Here is a 13,833-nt window from a genome sequence, read left to right as displayed (position 1 = left end):
GCAACGACGCAAGGCTATGCTTACCTTGTCTTTATACTCCCACCTGTCATTGTGAGGAATGCGTGAAACAAATGACGGCTAGGTAGCCTACGATTCCACTCGTTAGGTGCTAGGGATTCTACTTTTTGTCAAGAAAACATTGCGTCCTTGCAAACTTACTTAATAGAATCTCTTGTAAATAAAAATTGAAATAATTGAAACCAAAGGGAGAGAAAGAATCGCAAGGGGAGAAACCCCCGCGGAAGTTTTAAAGTCTGTCTGCGTTTTGTGAAAGGTATTCTGCTACGCCTTTTGCGTCTGCTTTCATACCTTTATCGCCTTTGTTCCAACCTGCTGGGCAAACTTCGCCGTGTTGTTCAAAGAATGTCAAAGCATCGCACATTCTTAGCATTTCGTCCATATTGCGCCCAAGTGGCAAATCATTAATCACCGCGTGGCGAACTACTTGGTTTTTGTCAATCAAGAATGAACCACGAAGCGCGACTGCATCACCGATAAGCACTTCATAATCGCGTGAAATTTGTTTTGTAATATCTGAAACCATTGGGAATTGCACATTTCCGATTCCACCTTGATTGATTGGAGTGTTTTTCCAAGCAAAATGCACAACATCAGAATCAATAGAAACGCCAATCACATTGAATCCTTTTTCGTTAAAAGCCTTTACTCTGTGGTCCATTGCGATGATTTCAGAGGGGCAAACAAAAGTGAAGTCTTTGGGCCAAAAGAAAACAACCGCGCCGTTTTTGCCTAAGTTTTTTGAAAGTTCAAAGTCTTCTACGATTGTATTGTTTGCCAAAACCGCTGGAGCTTTGAAATCTGGAGCTTTTTTTGTTACTAACATCTTTTAATCCTTATAAAAATAATTTATTGATAAAAAATATCAACTGCGTAATGCTAACAAATCTTAGATAAATGCAAAATTAATTCGCACAAAGTCTTGAATATGAAAATTCAAGTGCATTTTCACCTATCAAGCTTGGTTTTTGAATCTATGCAAATTTTATAAACCCGCATAACAACTCTTAAGAATCTCTGTAAATTGAGACTTGAAAAACTTTAAGTTTAGTTGTGGTAGAATCTCAAAAATTTAAAATACAAGGTGAATTTATGCAAAAAGAGTTTCTTTTCACTTCTGAATCTGTAACCGAGGGACACCCAGACAAAATGGCAGACCAAATCAGTGATGCGATTTTGGATTATATTATTGAGCGCGACCCTAAAGCGCGGGTGGCTTGTGAGACTTTGCTTTCTAATGGTTACTGCGTGATTGCAGGAGAGCTTAAAACCACGACTTACGCCCCAATGCAAGACATCGCAAGACGCGTTGTGCGTGAGATTGGCTATATTGACGCGCGTTATGGGTTTGACTATCATAGTGCGGGTGTGTTAAATGGCATAGGTGAGCAAAGCCCAGACATTAATCAAGGCGTAGATAGAGAGGACGGCGAGATAGGTGCGGGAGACCAAGGGCTGATGTTTGGCTATGCGTGTAGGGAAACCGATGTGCTAATGCCCTTGCCGATTTTCCTCTCACACAGAATCACAGAAAGCTTAGCAAAAGCAAGAAAAGACGGCACATTGCCGTTTTTGCGCCCTGATGGTAAATCCCAAGTAACAATCAAATACGCGAATGGCGTTCCTGTGGGCATTGATACGATTGTTGTTTCTACACAACACAGCCCGGAGACTTCACAAGACACTTTAAGAAGTGCGGTGATTGAAGAAGTTGTTAAAAAAGTCTTGCCTAAAGAATTTGCAAATGACAATATCCGCTATTTCGTGAATCCCACCGGGAAATTCGTTATCGGCGGACCACAAGGTGATGCAGGATTGACAGGACGCAAAATCATCGTGGATACCTATGGTGGAAGCTGTCCACATGGTGGGGGAGCATTCAGTGGAAAAGACCCAAGCAAAGTGGATAGAAGTGGCGCATACGCAATGCGCTATGTCGCCAAAAACCTCGTAGCAAGTGGAATCTGCGACAAAGCGACGATTCAAATCGCCTATGCAATCGGCGTGGTAGAACCTGTTTCAATCCTTGTCAATACGCATGGGACAGGCAAAGTTGAGGATTCTAAAATTGAAGAATGCGTCAAGCAACTTTTCCGCCTCACTCCACGCGGAATCATAGAATCGCTAGATTTACTCCGCCCAATCTATCAAAAAACCGCTAGTTATGGGCATTTTGGGCGCGAATTACCAGAATTTACTTGGGAGAAAACAGACAAGGCAGAAGCCATTAAGGATTATTTTAAGTTAAAATAAAGCTTTCCAAAAATTGCAGGATCTTTTCTAGGATTCTGCAATCCAAACCACAGATTATTTTAGTTTTTTGCGATTCTTAAAATCAGAATACAAACTCCCAATAACGGGCAAAGAATAAAGCATAAGCTTTTTTCTTAGTCTTTGCAGATAATCCCGCTCACCCTTGCGATTCTGTGAAATATCAATGCGACGAATCCTAAAGAGATTATCACCCTTATAATATCCTCCATCTAAGGTGCTAAAGGCAAATTCATAACCGCAAGTCTGCAATAAATCCAACGAATGCGGCACAAAAAGCCCTTTAGGGAAACAGAATCCCAAATGTTTTTTGCTTGGAAAAATCTCCAAAATCTTGTCCCTAGATTTTATCAATTCTTCTTTAATGCGTTGTGTATCGTCGCTATTACAAGGAAAATGTGTAGCAGTATGGCTATCAAACTCCAAAAGCCCACTTTGGTGCATTTCTAGGATTTCAGAAAGATTTAAAAAATACTCCAAATCCCCAGAATACTCTAATTCCTTATGAGATTTTGGCTCTAAATCATAATTTTCGCGCGTAAAATCTGTGATTTTATCGGTAATCAAAAAGCAAACCGCGGGGATTTGGAGCTTTTTAAGCACAGGAAACCCAAAGCGATACAAGTCAAAATATCCATCATCAAAGGTTAATAATGCGCGTTTTTTGCCTATGTTTTTGTTGTGCAAAATCGCTTCAATAAACTCCTCATAACTAACAAAAGAAAAGCCCCAATCCAAAATACGAGTCAATGCCTTTTCTAAAAGTGTGGGCGAAATACTCAAAGAATCCTCTTTGGGGTGGATATGGTGAAGTGTTAGGACAAGAATCGGGGGCATCATATTCCTTTTAAGTGTTGTTCTGTTTGCTTTATGAGTTCCATTAAGGCGGATTTCAAAGCACAATCATCAAAATTTTTGACATAATTTAAAGCATTTTGCGCGTAAGCTTCACCCGCATTTTTGTCCTTGATGAGGCAAAGAATCTGCCTACTTAAGTCTGTGGAATCCAAATATTTTGCACACAACCCACGCTGTTTATGCTCAATAAGAACGCTCATCGGAGGTTGGTCATAAACGACGATTGGGACGCCACTGCACATTGCCTCCAATAGCACCGTTCCAAGCCCTTCGGTATGACTTGCAAACACATAAACATCAAAGGCTTTGATGACATTAAGCGCGTCTTCTCTAAATCCAGTGAAAATCACTTTGGATTGGGATTCAAACTCCTTTGCTATTGCTTCTTTGATGCCCTCACTGATTTTACCGCCAAAGACAATTATCGCTTCAGGATAGACTTTAAGCACCTCTTTGGCAGCATTTGCGAAGTCAAACACTCCTTTTTTGGGATAAAGCGAAGTGAAAGTGCCGATGACTAAAGCGTCTTTTGCGATTCCAAACTCTTCTCTAAAGCTGCTTTGAGTTTGCATTAGCTTTTGTGTATCCACACAGCTAGTGAGATAGAAGCACCGATTCTCACAAACTCCAATGTTTAATAAAATTTGCTTGACAGATTCTGAAATATAAAGGATTTTGTCAAAGAGGAATTTGTGCAATAATTTTAGAAGCAAATCCTTTGATAGGATAGCAATTATGTCTCTCTCGCATAAAGACACAAGGAAAACCTACGACTTTTAGAATCATTCTTGTAATAGCGCACACCCAACTATCTGTGGAAGCATGGGAAATCACTAAGGAGATTTGGTTGCTTTTGATTGTTTTAAGAAGTGCAAAAATGGATTGCGGGTAAGTTTTCTTACTCATCTTGCAAGTAATAACTTCAAAGTCGAGATTCTGCGCTCTTAAGGCTATTTGCGAATCAGGATTGCAAAAAAGGAATACATTATGCCCCCCTCTCTCCCGCATAAATAGCATTTCTTTTAAAACTTTGTTTTGTTCCCCACCCCAGCCAAATAAGGTTTCTGTATGGAGAATATTCATTTGTTTTTCTCTCTTATTGTGTTTCTTTTGGCGCGTTTGACTGCCACAAATCCAAGCCACATCATCAAAAGCACCGCGCTAATACTCACCCAAGTTTCCACCAAGCCCACAGGTTGCGTAAGGTCAAAAAAACTCCCTTGCATTCCTTGTTACTCCTTAATTTAAAGTAAAAAATATTATATCAAAAATGCTATAATATTTCCTTATTAAATTTTTATAAGGAGTTTCTATGAAAAAAGCCATATTTTATGCTAGTAAAGGTGGAGTTTGCGCGGAGTTTGCAAACAAAATCGCCCAAAAAATCAACGCAGATTCTTTTGATATTAAAGAATGTGATGTAAGCAAAATCGCTGCATACGATTTCGTGATTTTTGCCGCGTCAAGCTATTATTTTGGGGCATTGCAAGAAGATTGGGGTTCAAAGGTTAAAAACTTAAGTGAGATTGATTTTAGCGGCAAAACCATTGCGCTTGTTGGCATAGGCTCACAGGCAAGACACCCTGATAGTTTTTGTTCGGGCATTGCAGATTTTTATGACAAACTCCGATTTAGCGGAGCGAAATTCGTAGGAGCGGTGGATTGCAAGGATTATAATTTCTCTTTTTCGCGCGCTCAAAAAGGACAAAAGCTTCTAGGATTATGCCTTGATAAAGCCGATGAGGCGAGAAATGATGCGCGTATTGAAGCGTGGATTCAATCTCTCCCTCTTAATTAATTGCCAAAAGCAAATCCTACAAAAGAGCAAAAATGCGACAATCCGCAATCAAGTCCATAAAGCAGAATGGGATTCTTTGGCTTGGATTGTTGCGATTCCCCACGGAATCCTTACAATGACGGCTTGGTGTGTCCCATCGTCATTGCAAGAAGCAAACAAAGTGAGAGACGCGGCGTGTGTTGCGTTAAGCAACTCACCCACACTTGCAAATCCGCGCCTTAATCCACCAAAGGTTTCACAATAGAATACTTTAAGGTGAGATTTTAGACTTGTAGATTGCCACGACTTGCTTTTGCAAGTCTCGCAATGAAGACTAGTAGCAAGATGACGCATAGAGGGATAAAGATTTACGAGTGTATCAAAAAACTATGGCAAAAATTTAAGAGATGCTAGTTTAACCTTTCTTAATTATTTTCTATTCTTCAAAACCTCTGCACAACGCGCACATGGCTCATTTTCGCTTGTCGCGATAAACTGCCAACATCTTGGGCATTTATGCCCTTTAGCAGGATAAATGCGATAGGATTCCCCCTCAAATTCAAAACTTGCCAATACCTCGCAATCGTGCATTATCTCGCTTTTTTCTGCCAATACTTCACTCACCATTAACCATAGATTTAACTCCCCAAACTGCACCATTGTAGCGGGGGCGACCAAATCCACTTCTAGCGTAGATTTGATTTTGGAATCTTTTTTGAGGCTGTCGATTTGCTCTAAAAAGTGAGAACGCAATGCAAGTAATTTTTCAAAATCAACCTTTGGTTTTTCCAAGTTTGGAAGCGGTTGGTAAAGAACTCCAAGCACCGCAGTGTCTTGACTTTGGGGCTTTGTGATTCCACACGCTTCAAGCAATGCCTTGCTTGTCGTATGATTCAAAGCCTCATTAATCGTATAAGTAAGAATCGGAGCTAAAAGCCCAAAAAGTCTTCCGCAAATCAAAGCCATTACGCTTTGTGCTGCTTTGCGTTCGTTAGAATCTAGCGCGTTACAATAAAGATTGTCTTTGCACAAATCCAAATAGATTCCACTTAATTCGGCGTTTAGAAAATAATTTAACTCTTGCAAACCTTTGGAAAATTCATACGCATTAAAAAGCGAACAAACAAGACTAAAACAAGTATTTGCGCGTTCCATTATCCATAGATCAATTTGGCTTAAATGCTCCAATTCCAAGCTCTCTAGCGATTCTATATTCGCTAGTAAAAAACGAATCGTATTGCGAATCTTGCGGTAATTTTCGCTCACTTGTTTAAGGATATTGTTTGAGATTCTTTGGTCGTTTTGGTAGTCGCTTTGTGCCACCCAAAGGCGCAAAATCTCCGCGCCAAAGCCCTTAAGCACATCTTTTGGCGCAATCACATTTCCTTTAGATTTGCTCATTTTTTCGCCATTTTCGTCCATTGTAAAACCATGCGTCAAAATGCTTTTATAAGGCGCGTGAGATTCTAGCGCACAACTAATGAGCAAGGAGCTATGAAACCAGCCTCTGTGTTGGTCGCTTCCCTCTAAATACATACTTGCAGGATAGCCCCCACTTGCGTATTTACCGCTTTTTAAAACCGCACTCCAAGTGCTTCCGCTATCAAACCAAACATCTAAAATATGATGCACTTTTTCTAAATGCTCACTTTGACTTCTAAAGCTCGGTGGCAACAATTCTTCTACGCTTTTGCTCCACCACGCATCGCAACCCTCTTGGCTAAAAATCTCCGCCACGAAATCCAAAACCTCGGATTCCAACAAAACCTCACCGCTTCGCTTGTCCTTAAAAAACGCGATTGGCACACCCCAATCCCTCTGCCTTGAAATACACCAATCCGGACGATTTTCAATCATAGAGTAGATTCTACGCATTCCATGTTCAGGATAGAATCTTGTTGCTTTGATTTGCTCTAATGCAACTTCGCGCAAAGTCCTATTATCCGCAGTATAAGGTTCGTCCATCAAAATAAACCATTGGGCTGTGGCGCGGAAGATTACAGGTTGATGCGAACGCCAACAATGCGGATAGGAATGCACGATTTTGCTGTGTTTTAATAAGTGTTTGCCCAAAAGCTCTAAAATCCTTGCGTGGGTATCAAAAATAAATTTCCCTATAAACTCATCGGGTTCAAAAAACAATTTTTCGCGCCTTAGCGTTTCATCAAAACAACCTGTATCATCAACAGGCATTAGCATAGGCAAATCATATTTTAACCCCACGAAATAATCGTCTTCCCCATGCCCGGGCGCAGTATGCACACAACCGCTTCCCTCGCCACTTGCGACATGTTCGCCAAGTATCAGCAAAGAATCCCTGCCATTAAGCGGATTGGTTGCGTGTTTGCGCTCTAAAATTTGCGCGTGGAAAGTTTTTAGAATCTTATTTTCTACGATTCCAAGTGCGGCGAGTTTTTCTACTTGTGAAGCTAACACGACTTTGCCATCTTGTGTAAGCGCGTAAGTTTCTTCGGGATTGAGCGCGATTCCGCTATTGGCTGGTATTGTCCAAGGGGTCGTAGTCCAAATCACACAAAAGGCTTCTTTTAAGCCAAAGTCTTTCGCTCCAAGCGCATTTAAAGCGTCTTCTTGCAAAGGAAAAGCGACGAAAATGGAATCGCTTTCTTTTTCTTCATATTCCACTTCGGCTTCCGCAAGGGCGGTTTGACAAGCCCAACTCCAATAAACCGGTTTTTTGCGCTCTTTTAGCAACCCTTTTTTAGCAACCCCACAAAGTGCCTTGTAAATTTCTGCTTCAAAGGCGAAATCCATAGTCTTATAAGGATTTTCAAAATCACCAAAGATTCCAAGCTCTAAAAACTCGTCTTTTTGGATTTGGACAAACTCTTGCGCGTGTTTTCTACAAAGCTCACGAATCTTGATTTTTGGCAAAGAATCCTTTTTTTCTTTGCCAAGCTTTTTTTCTACTTGTTGTTCAATGGGCAATCCATGACAATCCCAACCCGGCGTATAAAAAACTTTTTGCCCTTGAAAATAATGTTGCTTGACAATCATATCCTTAAGAATCTTATTTAATGCGTGTCCGATATGAATATGCCCATTCGCATAAGGCGGTCCATCGTGCAGATTGAACGAAGTTTCTGCGTTTTGGCGGTTTTGTTCTAGTTGTGCATAAAGATTGCTGTTTTTCCACGCAAGATAGGTTTTGGGTTCGTTTTGCGGAAGATTCCCGCGCATAGGAAAGCTTGTTGTCGGCAATGCAAGTGTATCTTTGTAGTCCATTAGATTCCCTTTTTAAGACAAATAAAGCTTGGATTCTACCTTGATTTCTTTTAAAAGTGCATTATTTTAACTCTTTTTAACGAATTTTTAATTACACTTGAAGTTATGAAAATATTATCTTTAACTTTTATCTTATTATTTTGTTTTGGAATTCTTGGCATTTTTGGCGGTTGTAGCAAAGAGGACAAAAACTTTTTATATAATACCTCCAACTGCAACGATGCGAAGCGAGATTGCCTTAATAAATGCCGCAGTGAGGGCAAAGGACAGGCGGTTTGTCTGAATGATTGCGAAAAAGTTCGCGGAATGTGTGAAGCTGTCAAGACAAAGGGTTGTTTGCAAAACTGCAATTTACAACATGGCAAAGGCACGGCAGCTGCTGAACAATGCAAAAAGCGTTGTGGAAGTTAGTAAAATTCCTTGAAAAAGGCATAATGTAACGATGAATCTAGAAGTTAGCAACACCCATTTTGTGCGCAAAATCCCCCTTAAGCGCAAACTGATTTTTGGATTTGTTGGATTTTTTATAATTCTTTGCGGATTCTTTGTGTTGCTTTTTTCGCCTTTTGGGAATGCGTGTGTTCGGGATTTTTTGCTTTTTAAATTAGAATCGCAAACAAACTTTGAATGGCAAGCAAGGCATTTTAAGCTCACTCCCTCACAGATTACTTTAGAAGCAGTGGCGCATAATGGGCAACTAGAATTGTTTTTGCAAAGCGAATATTCTTTGTTTTTGCGCAATCTTAAAGGTTCGTTTTTGCTAAACTCCAAAGGCTTTCATACAACATTTGCCAACAAATCGTTCAAGATTGGCGATAATGTTTGGATAGAGGGCGTCTTTAGCGGAGAATTTGCAAATTATGTCCTACAAGCGCAAAGCAATCTTTTAGAATCCCAAAGCGATTTTAACCTTTATGGTTCGTATGGGGAGATTCAAAGCTTCAATCTGCACACCAAAGGAGCAAGTCTCTACGCGCTTTTTGACTTCCTTAATCAAGTGCCTTATGGAGATGGGCTTTTGGATTTTGATTTGAAACTAAGCAAAACGCGGGATTCTTTGAATGCAACTTCTCCTTCGTTTTTGTCTAGTTTATTGGGTGAAACATCGGAAAATACGAATCTATACAATGGAAGTTTTAGCATTAATTTAGAGGGAGGAGAGTTAGACGCGCAAAAAATTTTGGAGCATTTTGGAATCGCGATTCCGCCCACGCGTTTTATGGGCGCACTGCATGGCGAGATTACGCAAAACACCCTCCAACATTATCTTGAAATGTATTCTAGCGTCGGAGACTTTACGCTTAAAGGAGCAAGTAATCTTATCACTCTCGCAACCAATACAGAGTTTCGCCTAAACTTGCAGAATCTCTCCCCTCTTTCGCCATTCTTTGGGATTCCGCTCAATGGTGCTTTAGGAGCGCAAGGAATCGCTAAAGGTGATGCAAAAAATATGCTATTAAATGGCACAATGCACTTGGAGCATTCGCCCTTAGAATTTCGTCTAAGCCTACAGAATCTCGCTGCCAATACTCTTAAAATCACAAGTCAAAACCTAGAATCTAGTGCGCTTTTCACATTTCTAAACCAACCCGCTTTCTTGCAAGGAATCTTAATGCTTGATTTGGATTTGCGTGATTTTCAACACGGAATCTCTGGGTTTATTTCTATGCAAAGCAAAGATTTGCTCATCAACAGCCCTCTAATAGAAATGCACACGCAAGTTGGATTCCCTGCAATGGCATTCCAGTTAGATTCCAAAGTAGAATTAGCACAAGGCAAAGGAATCCTAAACTACGCACTTACTTCTAGCCTCGCAAGTTTTCAGGGGCAAGGTGGCAAGATTTCGTTGCAACCCTTTTCTTTTGAAATTCCGCAAGAAATCAACCTTAAAAGACTTCAAAATTTCTCCTACCGCAACAAAAGTTTGCTAAAGGGCAATTTGAACGCGCAAGGAATCGCAACCAATGAGATTTTTGACATTCAAGGCACTATCACGAAAGAAACTGCCCAAAATAGCGAACGAACCAATCCTAAAAGCCCAACAAAAGATTTAGATAAAATTCACAATGCGAACGATTCCTTTAGCTTTAGCATAGACAAAAAGGGCTTGAAGCTTCATTTAGACGCGCTTACAAGTGCGCAAATTTATACGATATTTCCTAAGATTCCGCATTATTTTGAAGGAATGGCGAATCTCAAGATGTATGAAGATTTTACAGATAAGACGCGCCAAGTTCATTTGGATATTCTTCAAGCAAGATTCCATAATACGCCACTCTTAAAAGCCCTAAACCACGCGACACAACAAAATCTAGCTCCGCTTATTTTTCAAGGTTTTTCTGACCATTTTTTAGACAATGAGACTTTGAGTAGCAAAATCTCGCTCCAATCTCAAAAGGATTCCAAAACCCAAAAATCCCAAAGCCTACAAATTCAATCTTCTAATATTGTTACGAATCTAAACAATTTCACTTTAAAGGGAGATTTGCTATTAAAACGCCCCAAAAGCACTAAAAATCATAGGTTATATGGCAATATTTACCAACCAAAACTCCAATAAATTTCATAATGTTTTATAATTTAATTTTTATTTAAGTAAATTTAAATGCGGTTTTATTTTTATTTTGCTTAAATTTTGGCTAAATTTTTAATTTTTAAGGCATTTTTAATTATGGAAGACCTCAAACAAACTTATCCCGATTCGCTCCCCTATCATCAAGGTGGCAAGATTCAAGTCGTTGCTTGTAAGCAACTAGAAACCGAGCATGATTTATCTCTTGCATATTCTCCGGGAGTTGCTGTCCCTTGCAAAGAGATTCAACGCGACCCTCACACTGCTTATGAATACACCACCAAAGGAAACCTTGTCGCGGTCATTTCTAATGGCACGGCGGTTTTGGGGCTTGGCAACATCGGCGCACTTGCGGGAAAACCTGTTATGGAGGGGAAATCCGCGTTGTTTAGAAAGTTTGCAGACATTAATGCGTTTGATATTGAAGTAGATGAAACAGACCCGGATAAGTTTATTGACATTGTTCGCGCGATTGCGCCGACTTTTGGCGGGATTAACTTAGAGGACATTAAAGCTCCGGAATGTTTTTATATAGAATCACGCCTCAAAGAGATTCTTGATATTCCTATTATGCACGATGACCAGCATGGAACGGCAATTATTTCAACCGCGGGAATTATCAATGGATTGCATATTACAAATAAAAAAGCAGAGGATTTGAAAGTCGTGGTTTTTGGCGCGGGGGGCGCGGCGATTGCTTGTGCGAAAATGGCGCAAAATTTAGGCGCGAAAAACATTATTATGTTTGATAGCAAAGGCGCATTAACAACTTCACGCAAAGATTTAAATGGCTTCAAAAAAGATTTTGCCATAGATTATGAAGTCAATTCTTACAGAGAAGCATTAGAGGGCGCAGATGTTGTGCTTGGATTATCTCGTGGCGATATTTTAACCGCTAAAGACATTGAAGGTATGAATCCTAATCCGATGATTTTTGCGATGAGCAATCCGATTCCAGAAATCGACCCACAAATCGTGCATCAAGCGCGACCTGATGCGATTATCGCGACAGGAAGAAGTGATTGCCCCAATCAAATCAATAATGTTTTAGGCTTCCCTTATGTTTTCAAAGGTGCGCTTAAAGCCCGTGCAAGAAGCATTAATGAGGAAATGAAATTTGCCTGCGCCCATGCACTTGCTGCACTTGCAAGAGAGCCAATCCCCAATGAGCTAAAAAGCCAATTAGAGCAGATTCACGGAAGAAAATTTGAATTTGGCAAAGATTATATTATCCCAAGTCCTTTTGATGCACGCTTGAAAGAGTTTGTTTCTAATGCTGTGGCTCAAGCCGCCATTGATAGCGGAGTGGCGCGCGTTAAGAGTTTGGAATCCTAAATTGTCGTGAGCATAAAAAGAGATGGAAGAATTTGCCTATAAGCTTGTAATGTTTGGATTTAGCGCACTCTGTGAGGATTTAGAGGAAGTTAAAAGACGCTTAAGCCTCTATCCTACGGAGCGATACCAACTAGAAAATGGCGATGAATGCTTTTTGATTGACCTCTCTACGCGGGATTCCTATCCTATCGTGCTTCAAGAGGGACGCTTTGTGATTCAAGGGTTAGAATCCTAAAACCCCCAAATGCAAAGCTTCAAATCCACGCTTTAATCCGCTAAACTTTACCAACAGCCTCTAACCCACAAACAATACGAAGAATCTCCAAAATAAACCCAAAAATGCAAGATGATAGATTTTAACAAACAACAATAAATATTTTAGGATTAAAAATAGAAACTTTAGCTTAAAAAATCTTGATTTATGGATTCATTGGAGTTATGCTTATATAAGTTTAAAGTAGTTGTGTTGTATAATAAGCTTTCAAGATTTATTTTAAACTTTGGACGAAAGGGGTGCACTTGAAATATCTACATTCGTTAAATATTGGCACGAAAATTATGTTGGGACTTGCAGGGATATTGGTGATTTGTATGTTGATTACTACGATTATTACCACAAATTTTTTACAAACGATTCAAACTGAAGAGGCAAACAAAATGCTTGTCAATGCAGCAAAGAGAGAAGCGAATCGGGTTCAAGGGCTTTTTAATGAAATTTATGTTGCAACCAATGCTTCCAAGCATTATGTTGCGCGTGATGTGCAACAAGGAGAACAAGCCATTTTAGAACAAGATATTATGGATATTCTCAACAGCAATAAGTGGGGAAGTCTGGGCTATATTTATATCAAAGACCCGAGATATAGTGGCGAGAGAATCATTAACCCCAAACACAGGCTACCCAATGGGGATTTTTTAGTATTAGCCGTTAATGATAGCACGACCACGAAATACCAAAGTCGTATCGTTCAAGCCAATGAAATCATTTTGGGATTTAGCAGTCTGCAAAAAACTCTAAGCACAGGCGAATCTACGATTGGAAGACCTTTGTGGCGCACGATTGATGGCAAGGAATATTTTGGTATGGGGATTAATCAAGCGATTACAAATCGCGATGGGGCAGTCATTGGAGTTTTAGGGATTTTCATTGATTTGCAATCCATTACAACAATGCTCCAAGACCCAGCAAACTCCATTTACAAAGGAGACTTTAAAGGCGTGTATGCGACGGATTCTACTATTGCCGCACACGGGCGCAAGGATTTTTTGGGTAAATACTTGCGTGAAGTTAATCAAAGCCCCACAATGAATGACTTAAAACACGCGATTGAAAATCAGATTGAAGGAATCTTTAGCTATATTAATTCTTTGGGAGAGATGAGCTATACCGCTGTTGCGAATATTCACATTGGCGAGAATACAAGCGTTTGGACGCTAATTGTTTCTGCGCCTGAAAGCTCCATTTATTCCTCTGTAACAAGACTGCGAACCATCATCACTCTTGCAAATATCGCAGTGATTGTTGTGATAATGTTTGCGATGTTTTTCTTCATACGCTCTCAAATTGTTGCGCGTTTGAAAAGCATTTCCACCTTGCTTTTTGGATTCTTCAAATATGTCCGTCACGAGGTTCATACTCCACCAACTCCGCTTGTTTTTAAATCTCACGACGAATTTGGCATCATGGCAAAAGAAATCAATCAAAACATTCAAAACATTCAAAAAGGTTTAGAGAAAGATGAAATTGCGATTGCCCAAT

13 protein-coding genes and 1 pseudogene are annotated in these 13,833 nt (G+C 40.0%); 8 read left to right on the top strand and 6 right to left on the bottom strand.

Annotated elements, in window-relative coordinates:
• Positions 1-247: 247 nt before the first annotated feature.
• Entirely contained in the window at positions 248-844 is a 597-nt protein-coding gene (locus tag LS69_RS08595) for a peroxiredoxin (protein ID WP_138124110.1), read from the bottom strand.
• A gap of 266 nt (positions 845-1,110) precedes the next feature.
• Here LS69_RS08595 and metK point away from each other — a divergent pair, with 266 nt between their 5' ends.
• The gene (metK, locus tag LS69_RS08590) at positions 1,111-2,271 is read left to right on the top strand and encodes a methionine adenosyltransferase (protein ID WP_138124108.1); all 1,161 of its coding nucleotides are present in this window, start codon (positions 1,111-1,113) and stop codon (positions 2,269-2,271) included.
• Positions 2,272-2,325: 54 nt separating this feature from the next.
• Here the strand turns inward: metK and LS69_RS08585 are convergent, their stop codons facing one another.
• From LS69_RS08585 to LS69_RS10525, 4 genes are read right to left on the bottom strand one after another with little or no spacing between them, the layout of a single operon-like run.
• On the bottom strand, positions 2,326-3,126 hold the full coding sequence (locus LS69_RS08585) for a polysaccharide deacetylase family protein (protein WP_238699281.1): 801 nt from the start codon (positions 3,124-3,126) through the stop codon (positions 2,326-2,328).
• A complete protein-coding gene (locus LS69_RS08580; RefSeq protein WP_238699280.1) occupies positions 3,126-3,860 on the bottom strand; it encodes a glycosyltransferase family 4 protein in 735 nt (244 codons plus the stop codon). Before LS69_RS08580 ends, LS69_RS08585 begins: the two co-directional genes overlap by 1 nt.
• Positions 3,826-4,230: a hypothetical protein gene (locus LS69_RS10925; RefSeq protein ID WP_238699279.1), complete on the bottom strand. Its 405-nt coding sequence runs from the start codon at positions 4,228-4,230 to the stop codon at positions 3,826-3,828. The genes LS69_RS08580 and LS69_RS10925 overlap by 35 nt, the downstream gene beginning before the upstream one ends.
• Positions 4,227-4,373 (bottom strand): hypothetical protein, encoded by a 147-nt coding sequence (locus tag LS69_RS10525; protein WP_194145476.1) that lies wholly within the window; start codon positions 4,371-4,373, stop codon positions 4,227-4,229. Before LS69_RS10525 ends, LS69_RS10925 begins: the two co-directional genes overlap by 4 nt.
• Before the next feature lie 86 nt (positions 4,374-4,459).
• On the opposite strand from LS69_RS10525, the gene LS69_RS08575 reads away from it, so the two are divergent.
• Positions 4,460-4,945: a flavodoxin domain-containing protein gene (locus LS69_RS08575; RefSeq protein ID WP_138124103.1), complete on the top strand. Its 486-nt coding sequence runs from the start codon at positions 4,460-4,462 to the stop codon at positions 4,943-4,945.
• The gene (locus tag LS69_RS08570; RefSeq protein WP_138124101.1) at positions 4,899-5,189 is read left to right on the top strand and encodes a hypothetical protein; all 291 of its coding nucleotides are present in this window, start codon (positions 4,899-4,901) and stop codon (positions 5,187-5,189) included. Before LS69_RS08575 ends, LS69_RS08570 begins: the two co-directional genes overlap by 47 nt.
• A gap of 164 nt (positions 5,190-5,353) precedes the next feature.
• Here the strand turns inward: LS69_RS08570 and ileS are convergent, their stop codons facing one another.
• Positions 5,354-8,167: an isoleucine--tRNA ligase gene (gene ileS / locus LS69_RS08565; RefSeq protein ID WP_138124099.1), complete on the bottom strand. Its 2,814-nt coding sequence runs from the start codon at positions 8,165-8,167 to the stop codon at positions 5,354-5,356.
• A 105-nt stretch (positions 8,168-8,272) separates the two neighbouring features.
• On the opposite strand from ileS, the gene LS69_RS08560 reads away from it, so the two are divergent.
• From LS69_RS08560 to LS69_RS08540, 5 genes and pseudogenes are all read left to right on the top strand, one after another.
• Entirely contained in the window at positions 8,273-8,578 is a 306-nt protein-coding gene (locus LS69_RS08560) for a hypothetical protein (protein WP_138124097.1), read from the top strand.
• 31 nt (positions 8,579-8,609) lie between these two features.
• Positions 8,610-10,727, top strand: a complete 2,118-nt coding sequence (locus LS69_RS08555) for a hypothetical protein (RefSeq protein ID WP_138124095.1) — start codon at positions 8,610-8,612, stop codon at positions 10,725-10,727.
• Positions 10,728-10,838: 111 nt separating this feature from the next.
• Positions 10,839-12,074: a malic enzyme-like NAD(P)-binding protein gene (locus LS69_RS08550; protein ID WP_138124093.1), complete on the top strand. Its 1,236-nt coding sequence runs from the start codon at positions 10,839-10,841 to the stop codon at positions 12,072-12,074.
• Between the two features lie 22 nt (positions 12,075-12,096).
• Positions 12,097-12,309: a hypothetical protein gene (locus tag LS69_RS08545; protein ID WP_138124091.1), complete on the top strand. Its 213-nt coding sequence runs from the start codon at positions 12,097-12,099 to the stop codon at positions 12,307-12,309.
• A 284-nt stretch (positions 12,310-12,593) separates the two neighbouring features.
• Positions 12,594-13,833 (top strand): annotated as a pseudogene (locus LS69_RS08540) (hypothetical protein); the annotation flags it as partial.

Origin of the sequence: Helicobacter sp. MIT 05-5294 (genome assembly GCF_000765675.1) — a bacterium.
Classification (GTDB): domain Bacteria; phylum Campylobacterota; class Campylobacteria; order Campylobacterales; family Helicobacteraceae; genus Helicobacter_D.
This window is presented reverse-complemented; position numbering and strand designations above follow the sequence as displayed.

Excerpts from the sequence above, each read along its gene's own strand:
- LS69_RS08595 (WP_138124110.1), bottom strand. The coding sequence starts at position 844 with ATGTTAGTAACAAAAAAAGCTCCAGATTTCAAAGCTCCAGCGGTTTTG.
- metK (WP_138124108.1), top strand. The coding sequence starts at position 1,111 with ATGCAAAAAGAGTTTCTTTTCACTTCTGAATCTGTAACCGAGGGACAC.
- LS69_RS08585 (WP_238699281.1), bottom strand. The coding sequence starts at position 3,126 with ATGCCCCCGATTCTTGTCCTAACACTTCACCATATCCACCCCAAAGAG.
- LS69_RS10925 (WP_238699279.1), bottom strand. The coding sequence starts at position 4,230 with ATGAATATTCTCCATACAGAAACCTTATTTGGCTGGGGTGGGGAACAA.
- LS69_RS10525 (WP_194145476.1), bottom strand. The coding sequence starts at position 4,373 with ATGCAAGGGAGTTTTTTTGACCTTACGCAACCTGTGGGCTTGGTGGAA.
- LS69_RS08575 (WP_138124103.1), top strand. The coding sequence starts at position 4,460 with ATGAAAAAAGCCATATTTTATGCTAGTAAAGGTGGAGTTTGCGCGGAG.
- LS69_RS08570 (WP_138124101.1), top strand. The coding sequence starts at position 4,899 with ATGATGCGCGTATTGAAGCGTGGATTCAATCTCTCCCTCTTAATTAAT.
- ileS (WP_138124099.1), bottom strand. The coding sequence starts at position 8,167 with ATGGACTACAAAGATACACTTGCATTGCCGACAACAAGCTTTCCTATG.
- LS69_RS08560 (WP_138124097.1), top strand. The coding sequence starts at position 8,273 with ATGAAAATATTATCTTTAACTTTTATCTTATTATTTTGTTTTGGAATT.
- LS69_RS08555 (WP_138124095.1), top strand. The coding sequence starts at position 8,610 with ATGAATCTAGAAGTTAGCAACACCCATTTTGTGCGCAAAATCCCCCTT.
- LS69_RS08550 (WP_138124093.1), top strand. The coding sequence starts at position 10,839 with ATGGAAGACCTCAAACAAACTTATCCCGATTCGCTCCCCTATCATCAA.
- LS69_RS08545 (WP_138124091.1), top strand. The coding sequence starts at position 12,097 with ATGGAAGAATTTGCCTATAAGCTTGTAATGTTTGGATTTAGCGCACTC.